The organism is Enorma burkinafasonensis (assembly GCF_902150035.1).
Lineage (GTDB): Bacteria > Actinomycetota > Coriobacteriia > Coriobacteriales > Coriobacteriaceae > Enorma > Enorma burkinafasonensis.
On record NZ_LR597501.1, the window covers coordinates 270787 to 294667 of the forward strand.

15 protein-coding genes are annotated in these 23881 nt (G+C 66.3%); 11 read left to right on the top strand and 4 right to left on the bottom strand.

Translation table 11 applies throughout. The features are described 5' to 3' along the window. Window positions 1-333: 333 nt before the first annotated feature. The 6 genes from ppk1 (at window position 334) to FS885_RS01225 (ending at window position 8070) form a co-directional block, all read left to right on the top strand. The gene (gene ppk1 / locus FS885_RS01200) at window positions 334-2889 is read left to right on the top strand and encodes a polyphosphate kinase 1 (RefSeq protein ID WP_144743171.1); all 2556 of its coding nucleotides are present in this window, start codon (window positions 334-336) and stop codon (window positions 2887-2889) included. Between the two features lie 104 nt (window positions 2890-2993). Beyond that, window positions 2994-4313 carry a 23S rRNA (uracil(1939)-C(5))-methyltransferase RlmD gene (rlmD, locus tag FS885_RS01205; RefSeq protein ID WP_144743172.1) on the top strand — a complete coding sequence of 440 codons (1320 nt, stop codon included), beginning with the start codon at window positions 2994-2996 and terminating at the stop codon, window positions 4311-4313. A gap of 57 nt (window positions 4314-4370) precedes the next feature. Next, the gene (locus FS885_RS01210) at window positions 4371-4916 is read left to right on the top strand and encodes a DJ-1 family glyoxalase III (RefSeq protein ID WP_144743173.1); all 546 of its coding nucleotides are present in this window, start codon (window positions 4371-4373) and stop codon (window positions 4914-4916) included. Continuing rightward, window positions 4913-5491 (top strand): Maf family protein, encoded by a 579-nt coding sequence (locus FS885_RS01215; protein WP_144743174.1) that lies wholly within the window; start codon window positions 4913-4915, stop codon window positions 5489-5491. The genes FS885_RS01210 and FS885_RS01215 overlap by 4 nt, the downstream gene beginning before the upstream one ends. A gap of 34 nt (window positions 5492-5525) precedes the next feature. Then, window positions 5526-6521 carry a P1 family peptidase gene (locus FS885_RS01220; protein ID WP_144743175.1) on the top strand — a complete coding sequence of 332 codons (996 nt, stop codon included), beginning with the start codon at window positions 5526-5528 and terminating at the stop codon, window positions 6519-6521. 91 nt (window positions 6522-6612) lie between these two features. After that, complete coding sequence (locus FS885_RS01225; RefSeq protein WP_144743176.1) at window positions 6613-8070, top strand: basic amino acid/polyamine antiporter; 1458 nt, start codon at window positions 6613-6615, stop codon at window positions 8068-8070. A 115-nt stretch (window positions 8071-8185) separates the two neighbouring features. Here the strand turns inward: FS885_RS01225 and FS885_RS01230 are convergent, their stop codons facing one another. Further along, entirely contained in the window at window positions 8186-9217 is a 1032-nt protein-coding gene (locus FS885_RS01230; protein ID WP_144743177.1) for a glycosyltransferase family 2 protein, read from the bottom strand. Next, the gene (glf, locus tag FS885_RS01235) at window positions 9210-10412 is read right to left on the bottom strand and encodes a UDP-galactopyranose mutase (RefSeq protein ID WP_144743178.1); all 1203 of its coding nucleotides are present in this window, start codon (window positions 10410-10412) and stop codon (window positions 9210-9212) included. The genes FS885_RS01230 and glf overlap by 8 nt, the downstream gene beginning before the upstream one ends. A 213-nt stretch (window positions 10413-10625) precedes the next feature. Between glf and pta the strand changes: the two genes are divergently transcribed. The 5 genes from pta (at window position 10626) to FS885_RS01260 (ending at window position 16635) form a co-directional block, all read left to right on the top strand. Then, the gene (gene pta / locus FS885_RS01240; protein ID WP_144743179.1) at window positions 10626-11612 is read left to right on the top strand and encodes a phosphate acetyltransferase; all 987 of its coding nucleotides are present in this window, start codon (window positions 10626-10628) and stop codon (window positions 11610-11612) included. 223 nt (window positions 11613-11835) lie between these two features. After that, window positions 11836-13740 (top strand): fructose-1,6-bisphosphatase, encoded by a 1905-nt coding sequence (locus FS885_RS01245; protein ID WP_144743180.1) that lies wholly within the window; start codon window positions 11836-11838, stop codon window positions 13738-13740. 114 nt (window positions 13741-13854) lie between these two features. Then, a complete protein-coding gene (locus tag FS885_RS01250) occupies window positions 13855-14247 on the top strand; it encodes a GtrA family protein (RefSeq protein WP_144743181.1) in 393 nt (130 codons plus the stop codon). A 187-nt stretch (window positions 14248-14434) separates the two neighbouring features. After that, window positions 14435-14839, top strand: coding sequence for a GtrA family protein (locus FS885_RS01255; RefSeq protein ID WP_144743182.1), 405 nt, complete (start codon window positions 14435-14437; stop codon window positions 14837-14839). Between the two features lie 512 nt (window positions 14840-15351). Continuing rightward, window positions 15352-16635 carry an IS256 family transposase gene (locus FS885_RS01260; RefSeq protein ID WP_144743183.1) on the top strand — a complete coding sequence of 428 codons (1284 nt, stop codon included), beginning with the start codon at window positions 15352-15354 and terminating at the stop codon, window positions 16633-16635. A 176-nt stretch (window positions 16636-16811) separates the two neighbouring features. Here FS885_RS01260 and FS885_RS01265 read toward each other — a convergent pair whose 3' ends face one another. Next, window positions 16812-17858 carry a DUF4430 domain-containing protein gene (locus FS885_RS01265; RefSeq protein ID WP_144743184.1) on the bottom strand — a complete coding sequence of 349 codons (1047 nt, stop codon included), beginning with the start codon at window positions 17856-17858 and terminating at the stop codon, window positions 16812-16814. Next, entirely contained in the window at window positions 17851-23292 is a 5442-nt protein-coding gene (locus FS885_RS01270) for a DUF4430 domain-containing protein (protein WP_144743185.1), read from the bottom strand. The genes FS885_RS01265 and FS885_RS01270 overlap by 8 nt, the downstream gene beginning before the upstream one ends. Window positions 23293-23881: the final 589 nt, after the last annotated feature.

Consider the following 23881-nt stretch of genomic DNA (forward strand, 5'->3'; position numbering starts at 1 on the left):
TAATAGATGGCACAGAAGTTGGATATTTTAGCTATCTTTCTGCATATTATTACCTCAACTATGTACCAGCCGCGGTTGTTCTATGACATCCTAGATACCAGTTTCCTATTCATTTGATAACCGAGTTTATTCAATTCAACATCGATTCGGACCGCTCGCCACCTGCGGGGCACCGTTCACGGCGAGGTGGCCGCCCCTCCATGCGTAAGCAGTTGATAAAGGTTTGCCCGCGAGACCGCTCGCCGACGCGCGTTGGCTTATAACCATAAGAACCTATACTTGGGGAAAACGTGCGCCCCGATACCTGAGGGCGCCCACGAATGGAGCAAGATCATGGCATCGAAGGAAGACAAGAAGGGCAAGAGCTCCCGGAAGCGCCGCAAGGACGAGGGCGTCGAGCGCGCCGAGCGGCACGACTTCTCCTACACCCAGAACCGCGAGCTCAGCTGGCTCCGCTTCGACGAGCGCGTCCTCGACGAGGCCTTTGACGAGAGCGTGCCCCTCTTCGAGCGCTTGAACTTCGCGGCCATCTTCCAGTCGAACCTCGACGAGTTCTTCATGATCCGCGTGGGCGGCCTCTCGGACCTCGCCACGCTGAAGCGCCAGCCCGTCGACAACAAGAGCAACCTCACGCCCGCAGAGCAGATCGACCTCGTCTTCAAGACGCTGCCGCCGCTCATCAGAAAGCAAAACGACATCGTCGCCGCCATCGAGGGCGAGCTCGAGCGCCGTCACGTGACCCGCCTCACCCCCGACGGGCTCGCCGGCGAGGACCGCACCTTCGTCGAGCGCTACTTCCAGACCTACGTCTCCCCCGTCATCTCCCCGCTCGTGATCGACCCGCGCCACCCGTTCCCCAACCTCAGGAACGGCGCGCTCTACCTCATCTGCTCCCTCGACAGCGACGAGGAGGAGAACCTGCTCGGCCTCATCGAGGTCCCCGTCTCGATGAGCCGCGTGGTCACGATGCCCTCCGACGAGGGGAGCCTGCGCTACATCCTCCTCGAAGACGTCATCCTCACCTGCCTCTCGAGCTGCTTCGGGTCGTACCGGCCGGGGAGCTCGGCGGTGGTGCGCGTGACGCGCAACGCCGACATCGACCCGGACGGCGAGGGCGTCGAGGAGGACGAGGACTACCGCCAGCACATGAAGCGCATCCTGAAGAAGCGCCTCAGGCTCCAGCCCGTCGCCCTCCAGGTCCAGGGCGAGCTCGAGCCCGCCACCTTGAAGTCGATCCGCAAGGCGCTCGGCCTCCCCGCCCGCTCGGTCCTGAGCTACACCACCCCGCTCGACCTGAGCTACATCTACAGCGTGGAGGGCCACCTGCCCGAGCCCTACCGCGCGGAGCTCCTGTTCACCCCGTTCAAACCGCAGCCGAGCCCCATGTTCGAGGCGGGCAGGTCCATCCGCGAGCAGGTCGTCGAGGGCGACAAGCTGCTCTTCTACCCCTATGAGTCGATGGGGCCGCTGCTCGACCTCATGCACGAGGCGGCGTTCGACGAGTCCTGCATCTCGATGAAGATCACCCTCTACCGCGTCGCCAAGCAGTCGAGGCTCTGCGAGTCGCTCATCGACGCCGCCGAGAACGGCAAGGAGGTCACGGTGCTCATGGAGCTCCGTGCCCGCTTCGACGAGCAGAACAACATCGAGTGGGCGGAGCGCCTCGAGGAGGCGGGCTGCACCGTCATCTACGGCTCGGAGGGCTTCAAGTGCCACTCCAAGATCTGCCAGCTCACCTATCGCGACGGCATGGCGCTCACGCGCCTCACGCTGCTCGGCACCGGCAACTTCAACGAGAAGACCGCGAAGCTCTACTCCGACTTCATGCTCATGACCGCGCACCCGGGCATCGGCGAGGACGCGAACGCGTTCTTCCGCAACCTCGCGCTCGGCAACCTCTCCGGCGACTACCGCTACCTGGGCGTGGCCCCCGCGGGCCTCAAGCCCCTCATCATGAACGGGCTCAACCGCGAGATCGACCGCGCGCGGGCCGGCGAGCGGGCGCGCGTCTTCTTCAAGATGAACTCACTCACCGACCGCGAGGTCATCGACAAGATCGCCGAGGCCTCGCAGGCGGGCGTCGAGGTGCAGATGATCATCCGCGGCATCTCGTGTCTTCTGCCCGACATCCCCGGCAAGACCGAGAACGTGCACATCCGCTCCATCGTGGGGCGCTTCCTGGAGCACGCCCGCGTGTACTCCTTCGGCGTCGACGCCGATATCGTCTACCTCTCTTCCGCGGACATGATGACGCGCAACACCGAGCACCGCGTCGAGATCGCCTACCCCGTGCTCGACCCGGTGTGCCGGGCGCTGGTCCAGGACTACATGCACGCCCAGCTGAGCGACAACGTAAAAGCCCGCGCCCTCTCGGACGAGGGGACCTGGGAGCGCATCGCGCGCGCCGAGGGCGAGCTCGACTTCAACTCGCAGGACTACCTGCTGAAGCGCGCCTACGCGCGCGCGGCCGAGGCCGGCGAGGCGGAGCATGCCGCAGGCGGGCGCACCCAGGCGCCCACGGGGAGCGCAGCGGACTATGACGCCGCCCGGTCCGTGCTCGAGGCGGCGGCCGCGGGCGCGGAAAGCGGGGGCGCCGAGCCGGCCGCCAGCCCGCAGGGGCAAACGGAAGCGCCCCGGGAGCAGGAGGTCCCCGCGGCAGCAGCGGCAGGCGCCGCGGCGGCGGAGACGGCCGTCCACGCGACCCTGATCGAGCCCGCGGACGATGCGCCCTCGCCTGAGCCCGCCGCATCGAGCGCGAAGCGCGCCGAGCTCGCCAAGCGCGCGCCGGGCCGCCTGCGCACGGGGCTCTCGCTCATCGGCATGGGGCTCAAGACGCTTCTCGTCGGCACGCCCGAGGAGCGGAAGCGCTCGGGCCGCCGCGCACGCTAACGGCCACGGCGGCGGGCACTCCCCATCGCCGCGCCACCGGGGCCCACCCCATCGACATGCGCTACACTGGACGGCGTGAAATCCAGCGCGTCGAAAGGCCGCCCATGAAGCTCACCGTCGAACGCATGGCCTACGGGCCCGATGCCGTCGCCCGCACCGACGAGGGGAAGACCGTCTTCGTCTCGGGCGCGGTCGCAGGCGACGTCGTCGAGGCCGCTGTCGACAGCGAGACCCCCTCATACCTGCGCGCCCATGTCGAGCGGCTGCTCGAGCCCTCCCCCGACCGCGTCGAGGCCCCCTGCCCCTTCGTGGGCATCTGCGGCGGCTGCCCCTGGGGCGCGCTCGCCCGCCCGGCGCAGCTCGCCGCCAAGGAGGAGAACCTGCGCTCCGCGCTCGCGCGCATCGGCCATCTCGCGCCCGATGAGATCGGGCGCCTCGTGCGCCCCATCCGCTCCGCGAAGGATGCCTGGGGCTACCGCAACAAGATCGAGCTCGCGGTGAGCGCGCGCGGCGGGCGCATCGCGCTCGGCATGCACGGCGCCGATCCCGCGCAGCTCATCAAGGTCGACCGCTGCCCGCTCTTCGAGAAGGCCTTCCCCAAGGCGCTGAAGAGCGTCGCCGGTGCCCTCTCCTATCTCGGCAACTCACGCGACCTCGCCCTCGAGCGCGTCGGGATCCGCGCGAGCCGGCGCACGCGGGCCCTCGAGGTCGCGCTCTGGACGCCCACGGGCGGCTTCCCCCGCGCCCACGTAGCACGCGTCCTCGAGGACGCCGTGGCCCCTACGAGCATCGTCCGCATCATGACGAAGGGCGAGCGCAAGGCGCGCCGCGTCGAGCGCAACGAGCTCCTCGCGGGGCAGGGGTCGTGGACCGAGCGCATCGGCGACGAGGAGATGCGCGTCTCGGCGCCCTCGTTCTTCCAGGTGAACACCGCCGCCGCCGAGATCTTGATCGAGCTCGTCCTGGACGCGCTCCGCCCGACCGAGGACGACGTCGCCTGCGACCTCTACTGCGGCGCGGGCACCTTCACGCTGCCGCTCGCGCGCCGCGCCGCCTGGGTGAGCGCGGTCGAGTCCTACGGCCCCGCCGTGCGCGACCTGCGCCGCAACATCGAGCGAGCCGGGCTCGACAACGTCGACGCGATCGGCGGCGACGCCGTGCGCGAGTTCCCCGCAGACGTCATCGACGTGCTCGTGGTCGACCCGCCGCGCGCCGGCCTGGACCCTCAGGCGGTCGGGCTCATCGCGGCGACCGCCGCGCGCGACGTCGCCTACGTCTCCTGCGACCCGGCGACCCTCGCCCGCGACTTCGCGCGCTTCCGCGATGCAGGCGCCTTCGAGCCGGTCGCCATCACGCCGGTCGACCTCTTCCCCGAGACCTTCCACTGCGAGACCGTGGTGCACCTCACGCGGAAGAGCCGGTGATCGGACGCCTCGCATGGGTATAAGGGCAAAGATGTGCCGCCGAGGGAAGGATTCGCCATGAGTGCCGTTGCCGTATTGGTCGCCGATGGGTTCGAGACCATCGAGTGCCTCACGATCGTGGACGTCCTGCGCCGTGGGGGCGTGCGCGTCGCGCTCGTCTCCATCCAGCCCACGCGCGACGCCGTGAGCTCGCAGCAGATCGACATCGTGTGCGACTACACCTTCGACGAGGTCGACTTCGACGAATTCGACTACGTCGTGCTGCCGGGCGGCATGCCGGGCACGATGCACCTGAGGCGCGACGAGCGCGTCTGCGACGTCGTGCGCCGCTTCGCCGCGTCAAAGCACGTCGCCGCCATCTGCGCCGCGCCCTCGATCCTAGGCGAGCTGGGGCTTCTGGTGGGCAGGCGCGCGACCTGCTTCCCCGGGTTCGACCGCGCCTTCCCCGCGGGCACCTTCGCCGGCGAGAAGACCGTCGTCGTGGACGGCAACATCATCACCGCCTCCGCCATGGGCCAGGCGCTCCCCTTCGCCCTGGCGGTGCTCGGGGACATCGCGGGCGAGAAGGCGGTCCAGAAGGTCCGCGAGGGCATCCAGCTATGATCTTGGCCTCGCAGTCACCGCGCCGCATCGCCCTCATGCGCGGAGCCGGCTTCGACGTGCGCGTGATCCCCGCGGACATCGATGAGCGCAGCGAACCCGGCGAGACCCCCGTCGAGCTCGTCGAGCGGCTCGCGCGCCTCAAGGCTGCCGCCGTCGCCGCGCGCGACGCCGCGCCCGGCGAGACCGTCCTCGCCGCCGACACGGTCGTCGCCCTCGACGGCTCCATCCTGGGCAAGCCCGCCGACGGGCAGGACGCCGCCCGCATGCTCTCGCGCCTCTCGGGCAGGACGCACGAGGTCGCAACCGGGGTCGCGATCGCCCGCGGCGGCGACGATGGCGCCGAGTCGTTCGTCTCCGTCACGCGCGTCACCTTCTACCCGCTCGGGGAGGACGAGATCCACGCCTACGTCGAGAGCGGCGAGCCGCTGGACAAGGCGGGCGCCTACGGTATCCAGGGCGCGGGCGGACGCCTGCTCGTGCGTAGCATCGAGGGGGATTTCTACACGGTGGTGGGCCTGCCCATCGCCGAGGTCGTGCGCCGCTTGCGCGCCCGGGGAGAGGCGCCCTCGCGCTAGCGCCGCCGCCGGAACCAGAGAACGAGGAGCATCCATGGCAAGCACCTACACGAGCGTCCCCATCGACGACATCCGGGGATTTCGCATCGGCAACTACACCGACCGCGCGGCGGGGACGGGCTGCACGGTCGTCGTCGCGCCCGAGGGGGCCACGGGCGGCGTCGACGTGCGCGGCGGCGCCCCCGCCTCGCGCGAGACCGACCTCCTGCGGCCCGAGAACACGGTCGAGGAGGTCCATGCTGTCTGCCTCTCGGGCGGCTCGGCATACGGGCTCGAGGCGGCCTCGGGCGTCATGCGCGAGCTCGAGCGGCGCGGCATCGGCCTCGCCGTGGGGCCGACGTGCGTGCCCATCGTCTGCTCGAGCTGCCTGTTCGACCTCGCCTTCGGCGACGGTACCGTGCGGCCCGGCATCGACGCGGGCGTCGAGGCGACCGTGGACGCGCTCGACGGCACGGCCCCCTGCCCCGAGGGCACGGTCGGCGCGGGCACCGGGGCGACCGTCGGCAAGCTCCACGGCCCCGCGTGCGCGATGAAGGGCGGCCTGGGCGCCCGGGCGCTCGAGGTCGCCGGCATCCGCGTGGGCGCGCTCGCGGCGGTGAACGCCTGCGGCAATGTGCACGACCCCGTGACCGGCGAGGCAATCGCGGGCATGCGCGACACCGCGGACGGCCGCGAAATCGTGGATATGGAGGACGCCATGTTCGCCGAGGCGGGCGGGCTCGCCATGCCGCTCGACCGCACCAACACCACCATCTCCTGCATCATCACCGATGCGCGCCTCACCAAGGCACAGGCCACCAAGGTGGCCCAGATGGCCGCCGACGCCTACGCGCACGCCATCCGGCCCACCCATACCACCAACGATGGCGACACGGTCTACGTCCTCGCCTCCGGTGCCGCTGAGCTTGATGTTCCCATCGACCTTATCGGGCTCGCCGCCGTTCGCGCCCTCGAGGAGGCCATTGGCGCGGGATGCCGGGCCGCTGACGGAATATGCGGCATCCCCGCGCATAGGGACCTCGCCGAGTAGGTACCATTCTGCATAGTTTGGACGGGCCGCTGCATCCCGGCGGATGCGGGGGCATCGTTTTCGCGTCTCTGGAACAAGCTAGGAGCACAACATGGAAGAGCATACCGAAGGCGCCCCCGCACAGGAGGCGCCCCGGAAGGGCATCGGCCTCATGGGCCTCATCGCCCTCGTGATCTCGTCCTCCATCGGCTCGGGCGTCTTCGCCCTCTCGACGGACATCTCGGCCGCCGCCGCGCCGGGAGCCGCCATCGTCGCATGGATCCTCACGGGCATCGGCTTCATCGCGCTCGGCACCACGTTCGGCCGCCTGTCGCTCGCCCGGCCCGACCTGTGGGGCATCGTCGCGTACGCCGAGGAGGGCTTCGGGCGCTTCGTCGGCTTCGTCTCGGGCTGGGGCTACTGGCTCGCCACCTGGATCGGCAACGTCGCGTTCGCCGTCATGCTCTGCACCGCGATCGGCTACTTCTATCCCCCGTTCGCGGGCGACCTCACCATCCCCGCCGTCATCTTCATGTCGATCGTGAACTGGTTCATCATCCTGCTCGTGAACCACGGCGTCGAGGAGGCGTCGGTGGTGAACGCCATCGTGATGGTGTGCAAGCTCGTGCCCATCTTCACGTTCATCGTCTGCATGGTCCTCGTCTTCAGCTTCGACGTGTTCACGGCCGACTTCTGGGGCACGCTCGCCAACAACATGGGCGGCGAGACGGCTCCCGGCAGCCTGGGGACGCAGATCGTGAACTGCCTCATGGTCATGATGTGGGTCTTCGCCGGCATGGAGGGCGCCACGGTGCTGGGGCACCGCGCCAACAAGAAGAGCGACGTCTCGCGCGCCACGGTGCTCGGTTGCATCTCGCTCGTGGTCATCTACGTCGCCGCATCCGTCCTGCCCTACGGCTTCCTCTCGCGCGATGAGCTCATGGCGCTCGGCTCGCCGTCGATGGCCTACATCTTCCAGGAGGCCGTGGGCCCTTGGGGCGGCGCGTTCATCTCGGGAGGGCTCGCCGTGTCCATCATGGGCGCCTGGCTCTCCTACACCATGCTCGCCGCCGAGGCCATGAGCAGCCTCGGCAAGATGGAGCTCGTGCCGAGCGTCTTCGCCAAGTTCAACAAGAACGGCGCCCCGACCGCCTGCCTCATGGCGACGGGCATCATGATCCAGGTCCTGTGCATCGTGGTCCTCTTCTCGGACGCCGCCTACCAGTTCGCCTACTCGCTCACCACCGCGGCGATCGTCATCTCGTGGGCGCTCGCCTCGGCCTACATGGTCAAGTGGGCGTGGCCGCGGAGGCATGAGGGGCAGCTGGGCTCGCTCGCGCTCGGCCTCGTGGCGACGGTCTACCTCGTGGTCGCCATCCTGCTCGCCGGCGTGAACCTGCTCATGATGTGCTGCATCCTCTACATCCCCGGCATGGTCGCCTACCTCATGGCCTGCCGCGAGTACGGGCGCAAGCCCTTCGAGCGCTGGGAGCTCGCGCTCGCCGTCGTCCTCATGGCCATCGCCGCCGTGACCATCTACCTGCTGGCCACGGGCGTGTTCACCATCTAGCACGCATAGCGGCGAGCGCCGCGCCAGCTCGCGCGCCACCCACCGCATCCACGAAAAAGGGGCCGCTCGGGCGGCCCCTTTCCTGTGCGTGTCGCCTGTCGTGCGGGCGCATGCCCTAGTTGAACTTGAAGATCTTGTTCGCCACGCGGTAGAGCGCGATCGAGGTCTTCTCGCCCGCCTTGGTGGGCAGGTTGGTGCCGATGCCCAGAAGGCCGCAGCGGGCATGGCGGTACATGCGCTCGTCATACTCCTTGAGCTCCGCCCAGATGCGCTTGTTCTCGGCCTTCATCTCGGGGTCCTCGGAGAGCTTGGAGAAGATGGAGCAGACCGACATCATCATCGTGAAGTAGCCCATCATGTACGAGCTCAGGCGCGGCTCCTTGATGTCGGTGTAGAGATGGTACGCGTGCATCATGATGCGCGTGATGCGGAACTGCTGGTCGAGACGGCGGATCATCGTCGCCTCGTTCACGCTCTGCCCCTCGCGGCCGATGAAGTAGCGGTAGAGGTCGATGTCGGCGTAGTACATGCTCTTGCACAGCGGCAGCGGCACGTACGCGTAGATGTTGTCGACGTAGAACGTATGCGGCGGCATCGGCAGGTTGGCCGCGCGCACCACCTCGGTACGGTAGGTGAGGCTGTGCATGAGCAGGTTCTGGTCGGGGCGGAAGTAGCCCACCTTGTCCCAGCCGAAGATCTTCTTGCGGGGCAGCGCGCCATGGTAGCTGATGGTCATGTGCTTGCCCTCGTGCACCTTCTCGTACACGTAGTTCGAGATGAAGAGGTCGACGAGCGTGCCGCGCTCCTCGAAGCCGCGCAGGATGGTGAGCATCGTGGAGAGCGCCGCGCCGTCGAGCCAGTCGTCGGAGTCGACGACCTTGTAGTACACGCCGCGCGCCTCGCGCAGGCCCGAGAGCACGGCGATGCCGTGCCCGCCGTTCTCCTGGTGGACGGCGCGGATGATGCCCGGGTAGCGCTCCTCCCACTCGTCGGCCTTGGCGGGCGTCTCGTCGTGGCTGCCGTCGTCGACGATGATGATCTCGACATCCGGCGCGAAGTTGCTCCCCTCGAGCAGCGAGGTGATGCAATGGTCCATATCCGCGGCGGAGTTGTAGCACGGAATGGCGAACGTGATGATCTTATGCATGGCAGGCAATGATTTCGTCCGATAGGTCGAGGGCGGATTCGGTCACGGCATCCATGTCGTAGTAGCGGTACTCGGCAAGGCGACCGACCGGGTGGAAGTTGGTGAGGTTCTGCACCCGCTCGAGGTAGCGCTCGTAGAGCTCGCGGTTGGCCGGGTCGATGATCGCGTAGTACGGGGTCTGGCCGCTACCCGGCTCGTAGGCGTGGCTGTACTCCTTCATGATGGTGGTCTTGCCGGGCACCACCTGGCCGGTCATGTTCTTGAACTCGGTGATGCGCGTGAAGTCCTCGCTCGTGGTGTAGTTCACGGTGCCCACGGGCTGGAACTGGTCCTGGTCGAGGGTCTCGAAGACCATGTCGAGCGTGCGGTACGGCAGCGCGCCCAGATCGAGGTCGAAGAGCTCGTCGAGCGGACCGGTGTAGACGATCTCGCCGCCGTAGACCTTGCCGCAGATCTTGACGTTGGTCTCGCCGATCTCGAAGATGTCGCGGGCGTCGACGCCGACGAAGACGTCGATGAGGTCATGGTCGAGCATGTGCTCGAAGAGCGCGGTGTAGCCCTCCTCCGGCATGCCCTGGTAGGGGGCCTGCGGGAAGTAACGGTCGTCGTCGCCGATGAAGACCGGCACGCGCCCGGTGACCGAGGGGTCGATCTCGTCGGGCGTCTGGCCCCACTGCTTCATGGTGTAGTAGAGGAAGACGTTCTCGTAGACGTAGTCCGCGACCTCCTGCAGGTCGGGGTCGTTCTTCTGGCGGAGCTCCATGATGGGGACCTTCTTGTCCTCACCGAAGGCGTCGACGAGCTTCTGGTAGAGCTGCTCGCCGCGCTCCTCGCCGAACGCGAGCTTGAGGCTCGTGTGGTTGAAGGGCACCGGCATGAGCGTGCCGTGGATATTCGCGAGGACCTTGTGCTGGTAGTCGGTCCACTTGGTGAAGCGCGAGAGGAACTCGTGCACGCGCTCGCTGTAGGTATGGTAGATGTGCGGGCCGTACTCGTGGATGAGGATGCCGCTCTCGTCCTTGCGGTCGTAGGCGTTACCCGCGATGTGGTCGCGGCGCTCGAGGACCGCGACGCGGAATCCGGCGCTCTCCGCCACGCGGCGCGCGCACACGGCTCCGGCGTACCCGGCCCCGACGACGATCATGTCGTAGGACTCGGGGTTGAACGTCTCGGGAAGGCCGCTCGTGATATCCATACATGCTCCTTGCAGGCTATTCTCGGATGTCCTCTAAGACATACGGGCATTTATCAGAGCGATTATAGCGCTCAGGGTCCTATAATAGGTCATGTCACACAAGGAAAGCTCAACATGCCGCGCCGTGTGTCGATTATCTGGACGCACGGATGCGCTTCGTGCGGACGCGATACCCTGCGGCGGCGTGGATGGGCCCTGATTCTAGGAGCAGTGATGAGTGACTTCCTGAACCGCATGAAGGCCGCCGCCAAGACCGACGTCAAGACGATCGTCCTCCCCGAGGGCGAGGACCCGCGCACCATCGAGGCAGCGAAGAAGATCATCGACGAGGGCCTGGCGAACATCGTCATCCTCGGCGACCCCGCCCAGATCGACGTCCCCGGCGCCCAGGTCATCGACCCGACGAGCCCCACCGCACCCAGGCACGAGGCCTACGCCCAGAAGTTCGCCGAGCTCCGCGCCAAGAAGGGCGTGACCATCGAGCAGGCGCGCGCCCAGATGATGGACGCCACCTACTACGGCACCATGATGGTCAAGATGGGCGACGCCGACGGCCTGGTCTCCGGCGCCTGCCACTCCACCGCCAACACCCTGCGCCCGGCGCTCCAGATCCTTAAGACCGCCCCGGGCACCAAGCTCGTCTCGGCCTTCATGGTCATGTGCACCCAGACCCCCGAGTTCGGCGCCGACGGCACGCTCGTCTTCGCCGATTGCGGCCTGAACATCGCCCCGACCTCCGACGAGCTCTCCGAGATCGCCATCGCCTCGGCGAACTCCTTCAAGACCTTCATGGGCGACATCGAGCCCAAGGTCGCCATGCTCTCCTACTCCACGATGGGCTCGGCCGGCGGCGACACCGCCAAGAAGGTCCAGGAGGCCACGGCCTTCGCCAAGGAGAAGGCGCCCGAGCTCGCCATCGACGGCGACCTGCAGCTCGACGCCGCCATCGTGCCAGAGGTCGCCGCGCTCAAGGCGCCCGAGAGCAAGGTCGCGGGCCATGCCAACGTGCTCGTGTTCCCCAACCTCGAGTGCGGCAACATCGGCTACAAGCTCGTGCAGCGCTTCGGCCGGGCCGAGGCCTACGGCCCGATCCTGCAGGGCATCGCCAAGCCGGTGAACGACCTGTCGCGCGGCTGCTCCGCCGACGACATCGTGGGCGTCGTGGCCATCACCTGCGTGCAGGCGCAGCTCTCCGCATAGCAGCCCGCGCCGCGCGGAGTGCTGGCACCGAGGGCCCGAAATCCGCATGACATCCATATCCCGCACCGCTGGGGCGCCTGTAGCCGACCGCTCACAGGCGCCCCGCGCCTTCTTCACAGGGACTCGACATCCGCTCGGCATAATGGGCGACGTTGCGCGAGCCCCCGCGAACGGGTGCGCGCGGCGAGCACCGGACCGGAGCCACCCCGGCAAGGAGACCAGCATGTACACGCAAGATGCCCCCGAGCAGACCATCAAGTACCTCTCGCTTCTGGGGCACCAGTTCCCCAACCAGCAGGCGGTCTTCACCGAGATCATCAACCTGCAGGCGATTCTCAACCTCCCCAAGGGGACCGAGCACTTCATGAGCGACGTGCACGGCGAGTACGAGGCCTTCCTGCACATCCTCAACAACTGCTCCGGCGTGGTGCGCGAGCACGTCGACGAGGACTTCGGCGACACGCTCACCGAGGAGGAGAAGGACAACCTCTGCACGCTCATCTACTACCCGCGCGAGAAGATCGCGCTCGTGCACGCGGCGCACCAGGACTCGCCCACCTGGTACAAGCGCATGCTGAACCAGCTCATCACCGTGGCGCGGCGCCTCTCGAGCCGCTACACCCGCTCCAAGGTGCGCAAGGCCATCCCGCACGACTTCGCCTACATCATCGACGAGCTGCTGCACACGCACCCCGACGAGAACAACTACCGCGTCCGCTACCACGAGCGCATCATCGACTCCATCCTGGAGACCGACTCGACCGAGGAGTTCATCTACTCGCTCGCTGAGCTCATCAAGGTGCTCGCGGTCGACCACATCCACCTGGTGGGCGACATCTTCGACCGCGGCGGCGGGGCCGCCAAGATCATGGACCGGCTGCTCGACTGCGTGCACCAGCGCACCGACATCCAATGGGGCAACCACGACATCCTCTGGATGGGGGCGGCCGCGGGGGACGCCGCGTGCATCGTGACGGTCCTGCGCAACAACCTGCGCTACGGCAACTACGAGATCCTGGAAAACGACTACGGTATCTCGCTGCGCGCCCTCATGTCGTTCGCCGACCGCACCTACCGCGCCGGCGAGCGAATCACGCCGCTCATGAAGGCCGTCGACGTGCTGCTGTTCAAGCTCGAGGGGCAGATCATCGCCCGGCACCCCGAGTTCGACATGGAGGACCGGCTCCTGCTCGGCAAGATCGACCTCGAGGCCGGCACGGTCGAGATCGACGGGCGGACCCACCCGCTCGTCACGAGCGACTTCCCCACCCTCGACCCGGAGCGCCCCTACGAGCTCACGGCCGAGGAGGAGCGCATCGTGCGCAAGCTCGTCGACGAGTTCACGGGCACCGACCACCTCAAGCGCCATATCGACTACCTGTACCGGCGCGGCTCGGTATACCTCGTGAGCAACAACAACCTGCTCTTCCACGGCTGCGTGCCGCTCAACGAGGACGGGACCTTCGCGAGCATCAACTGCGAGGGCACCTGGCGCTCGGGCCGCGACTACCTCGATTTCTGCGACCGCATCGCCCGGCGCGCCTGGCGCACGCGCGACCGCGCCGCCCTCGACTGGATGTGGTACCTCTGGATCGGCTTTCGCTCGCCGCTCTCGGGGCGCCACGTGAAGACGTTCGAGCGCTCGTTCATCGAGGACCAAGCGACCTGGCGCGAGCCCATGGACCCGTACTTCACCCTCACGAACGACCCCGCCTGCTGCGACGCGATCATGCGCGAGTTCGGCGTGCAGCCCGAGCGCGGGCACATCGTGAACGGCCACACGCCCGTCAAGACCACGAGCGGCGAGAAGCCCATCCGCGCCGACGGCAAGCTGCTCGTCATCGACGGCGGCTTCTGCACGGCATACCACCCCAAGACCGGCATCGCGGGCTACACCCTGATCTCGAGCTCGCGCGGCATGCGCCTGAAGGCGCACGAGGCGTTCAAGAACGTCACCGAGGCCATCACGCACAACGCCGACATCCACAGCGAGACCAACCGCTTCGCCTCCGCCGAACGCCGCATCATGGTCGCCGACACCGACACCGGCGCCGAGATCCGCAACCAGATCCAGGACCTCAGGATGCTGCTCGACGCGTACCGCACGGGTCTCATCAAGGAGCGCTGACGGGGCGCGGGCGGGCGCGCCGATACCGGCGTCTGCCGCGTCACGGTATCCGCGGCAGGCGGTCGGCTATAATACGTCGGTCGGAGACACGGTTGGAGACGGAAGAGACACACCATGGGCAAGCTCGTCGCGCAGATCATGAAGTTCGGCGTCGTTGGCGTCATCGCGTTTTTCATCGATTTCGGCGTGATGGTGTTCCTCACCGAGGTCTTCGGCATGAACCCGGTCGCGTCGGCGACGATCTCGTTCACCGTCTCGGTGGTGTTCAACTACCTCGCCAGCATGCGCTACGTCTTCCAGCATCGCGAGGGCATGAGCCGCACGCGCGAGTTCGTCATCTTCGTCGTGCTCTCCATCATTGGCCTCATCATCAACGATGTGCTCATGTGGGCGGGGACGGAATGGGCCTCGCTCGACTACCGGCTCGTGAAGATCTTCGCCACCGCGGTCGTGATGGTCTGGAACTTCGTGACGCGCAAGGTCTTCCTCGAGGAGCATGGCGCGTAGGGGCCGCCGCCCGCGCGGATCCCCGGGAATCCCGTGCGAAATGCGCAGATTTCGTCGTGCTTTTCTGCGTTATCGGTATAAACCCTTACCTGGACTTACAAAACCTTTACTGATGGACTATAGTCACTACCTGCGACGCGACCGATGCGCATAGGGCGCATGGCATGCCACGATACGGAGTGATCGCGTGCTCGATACGCTTAAATACCCCGGGACCCAGCAGTTCCTCAAGTTCGCCGTGGTGGGCATCATCTCCTTCGCGGTCGACTGGCTGCTCCTCGTGTTCCTGACCGACGTCTGCCGCGTCGACTACCTCGTGAGCACGAGCATCTCGTTTCTGATCTCCGTCGCCCTGAACTACGCGCTCAGCGTCCGCTACGTGTTCCCGCATCGCGATGACATGAGCCGCAAGCGCGAGTTCACCATCTTCGCCATCCTCTCCGCCATCGGTCTGGGCCTCACCGACGTCTTCATGTTCGTGGGCGTCACCATGCTGAACGTGGCCTATCAGGCCATGAAGGTCATCGCCACCTTCTGCGTGACCTGGTACAACTACTTCAGCCGCAGGAAGTTCCTCACCGCGGTGAAATAGCGCGACGCACCCGACCGGCAACGAACCTTGAAACGCCAGCCTCGCGGCTGGCGTTTTCGTCATCGGGGCGCTTTCGCGCTACGGACCCGACCCTCCATGGGATGCCGCTCGGAAACCCGCGGGATCGGTACGCTATCTCCCGACCGGAGCCTGCGATTTCGGCCATCCCATCGGCGACCCAGACACATTTTTCGATTTTGTACGATTGGCCTATGTTCGCCCCAAAATCGAGAAGCCCTCAACTGGGCTTTTCCCATGCGGCGGCGCCCCTTGAGGCAAAGATGCCAGAAAAGGCCGCAAACAGTCGTACAAAATCGAAAGAAGTGTCTAGGTAAACCACATAGAGCATGCCCATCCCGATGGAGGAGGAGGCGCGAAAACGCGTGGCGCCGCGGCAGAACCGATCACGTCGGAAATGTTGGTGTAAGAGGACGCTGCCTGTAAGCGAAACGGCCATTGCCTAGAATCTGAAATCGCGACATTACAGGTTCTAGAGAAAGGCAACGACCGCGATGAACAGCATACCAGAGTCGGCGATTCTCCCGCCCGCGCTTCCCCGCTTCGAGGACGGCTTCATCAACATGCAGGAGCTCCTGAGATCGCTGGCCGAGTCCGTGGTCAACGAGATCATGCCCGCCGAGGCGGACCAGCTCTGCGACGCCACCGGCAACAGCGGGAACGGGTACAGGGAGCGGCCCCTCGTCACGTGCGTCGGCACGCTCACGCTGCGCATCCCCAAGCTGCGCGTCGGCAGCTTCTTCCCCGGCGACGCGATCGAGCGCTACCAGAGGGTCGACAGGGCGATCGTGGCGGCGGTCAGCGAGATGCACGCGACCGGCACGAGCACGAGGAAGGTGCAGAAGGCCGCCGCGGCGATGGGCGTCGAGCGCCTCTCCAAGGACCAGGTCAGCGCGATCTGCGAGCACCTGGACGCCGAGGTGGAGGAGCTCGTCTCGCGGCCGCTGGGCGCGCTCGGGATGCCGTGCCTGTGGGTGGACGCCACCTACGTCAAGTGCCGCAGGGACCGCCGCGTCGCCTCGACGGCCGTGGTCACGGCCATCGGCTGCGACGAGGGCGGCTGGCGGCGCGTGCTGGGCGTCTCCGTCGTGGACACCGAGGGCTACGACTCCTGGGTCGGCTTCCTGAGGAGGATCAGGGCGCGCGGCGTGACGGGGGTCCAGCTCGTCACATCCGACGCGCACGAGGGCCTGAGGAGGGCCATCGAGGAGGTCTTTCAGGGCTCGGCGTGGCAGCGCTGCGTCGTGCACCTCATGCGCGACTGCGCCCGCGCCGCGCCCGTGTCGAGGGGCCGCGTCAGGCGTGTGTGCAAGATGGTGGCGCCGGTCTTCCGCCTCAAGGAGGCCGGGGCGGTGAGGGCCGCCTACCACCTGGCGGTCGACATGCTCGAGGGGTGCTGCCCGGAGGCGGCGAGAATCCTGGGGGGCGCCGAGCCAGACGCCCTCGCTCACCTCGACTTCCCTCCGGGCCACTGGAAGCGCCTGCGCACCAACAACGTGCAGGAGAGGGCCAACAGGGAGATAAAGCGCAGGGCGCGCGTGGTGCAGGCGTTCCCGAGCACGGCGTCGCTGGAGCGGCTGGCGGGAGCGGTCATGTGCGACCAGGACGAGGCGCGGTCGGACGCGCGCTACTTCCCCGCGGGGGCGATGTCCGAGCTCTACGAGGAGCAGGGGGCGGCGGAGGCGGCCTCGCCGGAGAGGCGGGATGAGTGGCTTTCGGTGGCGAAGAAGGCGATCGAGGCCAGCCTCGAGCTTGCCGACGAGCTGGAGGCGGCATAGGATGGGGTTGGTTAAGGATTTAGGGTGATGGCCAGCCTGCTTGCAGAATCGACCCATACACCAACTTTCTCGACACTACCATGCGTATGCAAAAGGCCAGCCTTTCGACTGGCCTTTCTGTTACCGATGCGCTATCTCTCGAGTTTGCCGCTGCAGAATTCGCCGAGCAAACCGCACTAAGACGTCACGTAGAACCAACGGACCTGATCGCCATCGGACAGCACGTAGTTGCTCGCACTGGTGTTGATGCTATTGCCGTTCACGGTATACACCCATCCGCTCATATCGCCGTGCTCTTTCTCGGCGAGGCCCGCGATGGCGGAGACGTATATGCCGTACGCCGTCGATTGGGCGTTCACGCTGATGCCCGTCGCTAGCAGGGCGTCGTAGACCGTGGAGCCGGCGACGAGCGAAAGGTTGGCAGAAGAGCTCCCTGCACCCACCGATGAACCATCGACCGTAATGGCGACCGAGATGCTGGCGTCCGACGACCCCCCGCTGGTGGAAGCCGTGTCACTCCCCTGCTCTTGCGAGGCGCCGGAAGCAGAGGACCCGTTCGACCCGGACGCCTCCCTAAATGGAATCTCCGAGCCGTCGGGTAACACCGGAGCCTCGCCGGAAGCCTGCGCTATGCCGGATGCGGCAAGGGCATCGAAGCATGCGTCCGAGAACCGATAGGCGCTGCACGCAGCGACGAGCTCCGCCAAGCCACCGCTAGCAGGGGCCTGCGAAGCGTCCATGCAATAGGCGGCAATCACGGAGCCGGATGCGTCCTCGGCAATCCACGTGACACGATACCCATCCGCGCCCTGCTCACCCAGCCAAGATGCCAAGGCGGCCGTGCGGCGTGCGGAGAGCTCAGCAGCATCTGCGAGGTCGCCGGCAACCTTGGACTCCACCCACACGCCTCCGGAAGAGACGACGACCGAAAGCTCCTCTTCGGCGTCCAGCGAAACATCGTCACCATCGAATGCGAGGCCGCGCAGGGCGGCATCGATGTCCTCGACCGCGGGGGACCAGGCAGTCGAAGCGGAGTCTGCCTGGTCGGCATCGGACGCCTGGTCGTCCGCCACGGTGTTGAACAGCTCCGACGAGAGGAACGCCAAGGGGTCCCCGCCGGCGGCATAGATCCCCGCGCACCATGCGCACACCGCGATCAACACGGCAGCAACAAGTGCCACGGCAAGGCGCGCAGGCGACACCCGAAAGAGGCTGCTACGCATGGCCTTCTCCCTTCTCGCGCCGGCGTCCCGTCATCCACGCTGCAGCGAGGACCAAGGCGCCAAGTCCCATACCCACAAACGGCCAGAGCGGCACCCCGTCGCGCGTGGCCGACGTAGCAGCCACGGCCTCCTCGCCATCGAGCAACGTCGCGACCGGGGCGTCCGATGCGAATCTGCCAAGCAGCGACCCTTCGGCAGAGCCCGCCGCGCCGCCGATCATGCCGTTGAGCGAGGTGCGCAGCGACGGAATCTGCGTGGACGAGCCAGCCGTGTTCCCCGCGCCATCCTCGCCCGGCGCATCCCCGGAGCCCGACTCATCGGGCTCGACGATGGCAGACCCCGGCAGGAGCTTGAACAGGTAGCCAGAGTCATTCAGGTAGTAGACCGCGCCATCTGCACCCACGACCACGTTAGCGGTGCACCATTCCGCCGCGCTACCAGACGGAAGGTAGAGCAGCTTGGCGACGCTATCGCCAACACGGTAGAGATAGGCGGCGCCGGACGGCGCGTTGCAGGTGAAGTAGACGTACACAGCGCCATCGCGCACCGAGACGGTCGGCGTGGACATGACCGCGCCAGGCAGCGACGTGCCCTCGCCATAGGTCGTCACGCTATAGGCGACCTGCATGCTCGCCAGATCGATCACCGCGAGCACGCCGCCGTTATCCGCCGAAGTGCCGCCCACGTACGCCCGTCCACCGGTGATAGTAGGGGTCGATGTCGAGTACGCGGCAAAGGAGACGCCGCCCGTCTTGGAAAGCGACCCGTCCTCCCCAAGGGCAATCCTGTGGAGCACACCATCGCGCGAGGTCACATAGAGCACGGACGGGTCATCGGGGTCCGCAACGGGCTTGGAGCGGACCGTAGAGCCCAGGGGAAGCTCGGCCAAAACGTCGCCGGTCGCCGGGTCGATCGAACGCACCGTGCCGCTGCCGTCCACCGTGACCAGGACATCCCCGGTGAGCTCCGCGCCCGTCCAGTAGTACCCGGCATCCCCGGAGCCCGTGCTCGACCACCGCACGGCCCCGGTGCGCAGGTTCACGCAGAAGAAGGCGCCCGCATCACCCGCGGCGTTCGTCGTGCCAAAATACGCGTACCCGCCCACGACCGTGATCGAGGAGAGACTCTGCTGCCCTTCGGCAAGAACATCGGTGAGGGTGACCGTCACGAGCGTATCGGCCCTCAGCACCTGGAGGCGTCCGCCGTGAAGCGGCACGACAATGAGGCCGTCGCTATACACCACACGCGCCGCCGAGTCGATCGAGGTCGCAAGCACGGCGGACCCCAGCGACGCCCCGGTCGCAGCGTTGTAGACCTTGAGTTTGTCGCCCACGGCTACATACAAGCGCCCCTCCACGATAACGGGGTCGCTCGCGTAGACGGACGACGAGATGTCGCTGCCCACGTCGACGCTCCAGGCGAGCTCGCCGCCCTCGGTGGGCGTGCCGTCGTTCTCGACAGCACCCGGGGCGAACCCCTCCCACTCAGCTTCCCAATCGCTCGGGCGGCCGTCCCAGGCATCCTGATCCACCTGGACGTCGTTCTGGGGCAGGTCGGTGCCCCGCGCCGAGTAATACCAGACGATCTGGCTACCTGGCTCGAGCACAATCTGCCCGGCGCCCACCGGTGCGGGCTCGCCGTCGACGAACAGCTGCCAGTACTTGCCCGTCGCCTCATCCCAGCCAAGCGCGGCACCGGTATAGGGCGACGTGATGGACGAGAGGAGGTACGCCCCGGTCCCCTCGCCGTCTGCCACGTGCTCAAGGCTGCTCGCATCGAGCACGCGCTCCGTGAGGTCCGCTGCCGTGGAACCTTCGGGCAGGGAGACCTCGGTAAGCCCCACCCACGAGGTGTCTGCGCCCTCAGCATCCGGGCCTATAACCTGCACGATCGAAGTGACCTTGGCCGTACCGATATCGTCGAGCGACGCACCGTAGGCCGAGTAGTACCACACGATCTCGTCGCCAGCTTGCAAGGTGACGTCGCCTGCGCCCACAGCAGACGCGGTGCCGTTCACAAACAGCTGCCAGTATTTGCCCGTGGCGTCATCGTAGGCGAGCACGCGGCCGTCCGGCGAGGTGATGCTGTTCAGATACCAACCGTACGCGCTTGTCTGCGCATCCGCCTCGAGGCCCGCCTCGGCCAAAAGAGTCTCCGTGAGCTCCGCAGCCGTGGTGCCCTGGGCAACCTCGATGCTAGCGGGCGCGGCCCACACCTCATCGTCCCCAAAGGCATCGACGCCCACCACCTGGGCGGTCACCGAGATGCCCTGCTCCGTGGAGCCCGAGGTCCCCCGGACGGTCACCGTCGCCGTCACGGTCTGGCCCGTGAGCTCCGCAAACACCGGGCCCCAGGTGGGGTCGTCCGCATAGCGCTCGGCATAGCGGGCATAGCGCTCGCTGGAAAGCTGACTCGTGATGGTCACCTGGGTGTCGCGCGCGGGCCTCGTGACGGCAAGCGTGTCGTGCGCGATGACGGTCGCGTTGCTCGACTTGTACCAGTGGCCGGCAACGACGCCCATGTCGTCGTCCGGCTCGAGGTCGTCCGTAACGATGCCGTCGCCGGCGGCGTTGGCCGTCGAGTAATCCCGCGCCCAAGCAAGCTCACCGTTCTCGTCGAGATAGGCCTTCTGGAACGTGGCGAGGTCGCCCGTGACGGCGTTTACGTTCTGGCCGTTCAAGATGGCGGCGGCATAGCCTGCCTTGGCCGCATCCATGAGGTCGCGCTCGGCCTCGAGGTCAGAAGCATCGAGCGGAGCAACGACGAGTTCGATGGTCTTGCTAGCGGTAACCTCAGGGTTGTCTTTGCTGGTCACCGTGAGCGTGAGCTCGACCGGCTCGCCCTGCTCGCCCGGCAGCGGTTGGTACACGTTGCCGCGGTATCCGTTGATCTGAACGGCATCATTGGAGGCAGTGTATGTTACCGAGTAGTACTTTCCGTCGACCGCTATGGTGCCGGGCCGCGGCAGCTGAAGGTCGCCTGACACCGCGGACGCATCGATCGCGGAACCATCCTCACTGTAGGTGAGCGCTTCGGCGGAGAAGGCCTTGTCCACCTTAGCCTGCAGCTCCGCACGTGCCTGCTCGACCGCCGCAGGGTCAGCTTTCACCGTCACCGTGAACGGCACGTCCACCGTGACCTCAGGGGCGCCATACCCCGAGATGCCCACCGTCGCTGTGAGCGTGACCTCGGCATCGACGGAGCTTCGCGTAACGTCGCCGGTGTACGCGTCGTCCCAGCTGTAACCAGTAACCCTGACGGCGTCCGTGTTGGAAGAGGACCAGGAAACCTCGGACCAGCTCTTGCCGGAAAGCTCGGCCGGCAACATCATGTCCTGCGTGACGGCATCGGCTGCATCACCCTCAGCAAACCCGATGGCAAGGGCCTCCGCGGCGTCCTGCACAAGCATCGCACGCACGCGCGCCTCATCCCACGGCATGGTGGTGGCACGGCCGGGTGTGAACGTTACGCTCTCGCCCCCGCGGGATAGCGTGAAGGTAGGCGTGATTGCTTGGTACGAGGTGAAACCAGCCCATCCCGTGAGATCGTCGGGATCCATGAAGAAGTAGGTGATGTCGCCGTTGGTAGCATCAGCCGCGGTCGAGATACCGAGCTCGGCGGCATCGTTAGGCGTTCTGACCTCAACCGATGCAACGCTCACTTCGACATCGGTGATGCCCATCTCCGCAAGCTGGGCTTCGAGCACCTCGTTGGCGTTCGTGTCCACGCCGTAGGTGAGCTCCAGACGCCAGTTCTCGTCCTGTAGCTTGGCCGTGATACCCGCAAGGGAGTCTGCATCGACAACAGGATTGGCCGAGACGATCTCGACCACAGAATCTCCGCTCGTCGCTACGACCTTGAGGTACTTGCCGGCAAGGTCCGACGTCAAGGTAAGCTGTGCCGTATCCGCGCCGTCGATGGGCGCGAACTCACCGTCGGCAGCATCCGCCGCGTACCACTGAATGGAAACATCGCTGGTAATCACGTCGCCCGTGGTCGTTGATCCGTCAAGCCGCTTGGCCTGCACCGTTGCGCTAACGGTGTCGCCCGTGAAGAGCTGCGTGGTGGAGCTGTTGATAAGGGGCGACGTGGTTACGCGCAGCAAGTCGTAGGTGTCCGCTGCAAGCACCGTGAAGCTTGCCGAGGTAACGGTGTTGTCGAGCGCGGACGCGCTTACGCGCAAAACCTTGCCCACCAGCGCATCGCTTAGCTCGAGCTCACCGGTCGACGCGTCGTAGATAACGCCCTCCAGGCGGGACCAGCTACCGTCCTCGTCCTGAACCTCCCATACAAACGTAAGCGCGGCGTCTTCGGGCGCCGGGTCGTCGCCGTAATACGCGCCCTCAACCATGGCCGTGGGCGTAATGGTGTTGCCCACCTGGCCCGCCTGGCCTGAGGACTCAAGCTCGACAGCCGTGAGCGTATACTGCCCGGCGATGGTCACCGGACCCAGCGGATCAACCCGCTTCGTGCTGCCGTAATAGGGCTTCTCGGTGCTTACCACCGAGCCATCGCTCGTGGCGCGTACACGCAGGTACTTGCCTTGCATGTCCGCGGTAATGACATACGTCGAGTCGGTCGCGCCCGGAATGTCCGTGAACGCGGAGTCGGACGCGGTCTTGCTATCGGCGTACTGCCACTGATAACGGACCACATCGCCCGGAGAGACCTCGGTGTACGAGTTGCCCTTGTAGGCCGTCGCCGTGAGCGTGGACCCAATGCGCGCATCGCCCGCCACCGTGACCTGGTAGAGTTCGACCGCTCCCGGTTCCACCACCGGGCCGACAACCGAGGAATCCTCCTCACCAAAGCCACCATCCGCACGCGCCTCGATATACTTGCCCAGAAGGTCCTCGGTCACCACGAGCGTGTTGCCCGAGGCCCCCTCGATCCTGGTATTTGTCGCATACGAGCTATCGCCGTAGTACCACGACCAGGTCACATGGCTGTCGTTGGTAACATCGTCCGTCGAGGCCGTGGCGGTTGCCGTAAGCGTGTCGCCCACGTTGACCTTGCCGGACGCATCGAGCGCAACGGACGTGACGTTCACCGCATCGCGAGCGGCAATGGGCAGGTTTACCGTACGCGCATACGTGCTCGTCCCAACCTTCGCCGAGACGACGCATTTGATGAACTTCCCCTCAAGGGACTCATCGATCTCCAGCGTATCCGAAGTTGCCTCATCGAGATCCTGGTAGGTCCCGTTCTTCGTATCGGACACCTGCCACTGGAACGTCAGTAGCTCCGGGTCGATGTAGATGCCAGAAGGAGTACCCTTCTCGCGCGCCTTGGCAACTGCCTGATCGCCCACACGGAAGACCGAGCTCTCGTCTGCCGGATTCTGGATGACAACCGAGTAAATCTCGACCTGGCCCTCGAGCGGTTCGGTGTTTTCGAGTTCGACGCCTGAAAGTTGTACGCCTTCAGTGCTCAAAGCCGAAGAGCGCTCGTTGGAAGCGCCTTGGGCAGCGTCGCCATTGCCGCCGGATGTCTCCGAATTCGAAGTGCTAGATTCGTCCGTCCGCACAGCATCAGTCGACGTGGTCGGGCTCGATCCCTCGGAGCTAGGCCCATCACCCAAACCGCTCGAATTCGAATTAGCGCCTTCCGCGGAATCGCCGCCTTGGGGCTCAGAGCCCTGGCCGTTGGCACCAGACCCCGGATTAGAGCCCTCGCCCAGGCTCTCTCCCGATGTCGCAACAGCATCCGCGATGCCCTCGACGCCGGTAGCCCAGAGCTCGGAAGGAGCCTGGCCCCAAAGCATGAGGCCAACCAGTCCGAAGCATAGCACCCGCCGCGCACTGCGCACGAACATATTAGTAGTACTACCGAGCGGACCATGCCGATGCGACGTCGTTGCAGCCGAGCTTGCGGTGCGTCCGCGATTGCGTCCGAACATGCCGGACCCCTTTCCCCCAGGGCCATGACGCGCACGTGCACGACCGATGCGAGGCGATCCGGCTTATCGCAACCGTACCGTGCGCATCGTCCGATCTGCGACGCGACCCCACGGCACCGCGAAT

Bases quoted from the DNA above. Each gene is read 5' to 3' on its own strand.
- ppk1 (WP_144743171.1), top strand. From the start codon at position 334: ATGGCATCGAAGGAAGACAAGAAGGGCAAGAGCTCCCGGAAGCGCCGC.
- rlmD (WP_144743172.1), top strand. From the start codon at position 2,994: ATGAAGCTCACCGTCGAACGCATGGCCTACGGGCCCGATGCCGTCGCC.
- FS885_RS01210 (WP_144743173.1), top strand. From the start codon at position 4,371: ATGAGTGCCGTTGCCGTATTGGTCGCCGATGGGTTCGAGACCATCGAG.
- FS885_RS01215 (WP_144743174.1), top strand. From the start codon at position 4,913: ATGATCTTGGCCTCGCAGTCACCGCGCCGCATCGCCCTCATGCGCGGA.
- FS885_RS01220 (WP_144743175.1), top strand. From the start codon at position 5,526: ATGGCAAGCACCTACACGAGCGTCCCCATCGACGACATCCGGGGATTT.
- FS885_RS01225 (WP_144743176.1), top strand. From the start codon at position 6,613: ATGGAAGAGCATACCGAAGGCGCCCCCGCACAGGAGGCGCCCCGGAAG.
- FS885_RS01230 (WP_144743177.1), bottom strand. From the start codon at position 9,217: ATGCATAAGATCATCACGTTCGCCATTCCGTGCTACAACTCCGCCGCG.
- glf (WP_144743178.1), bottom strand. From the start codon at position 10,412: ATGGATATCACGAGCGGCCTTCCCGAGACGTTCAACCCCGAGTCCTAC.
- pta (WP_144743179.1), top strand. From the start codon at position 10,626: ATGAGTGACTTCCTGAACCGCATGAAGGCCGCCGCCAAGACCGACGTC.
- FS885_RS01245 (WP_144743180.1), top strand. From the start codon at position 11,836: ATGTACACGCAAGATGCCCCCGAGCAGACCATCAAGTACCTCTCGCTT.
- FS885_RS01250 (WP_144743181.1), top strand. From the start codon at position 13,855: ATGGGCAAGCTCGTCGCGCAGATCATGAAGTTCGGCGTCGTTGGCGTC.
- FS885_RS01260 (WP_144743183.1), top strand. From the start codon at position 15,352: ATGAACAGCATACCAGAGTCGGCGATTCTCCCGCCCGCGCTTCCCCGC.
- FS885_RS01265 (WP_144743184.1), bottom strand. From the start codon at position 17,858: ATGCGTAGCAGCCTCTTTCGGGTGTCGCCTGCGCGCCTTGCCGTGGCA.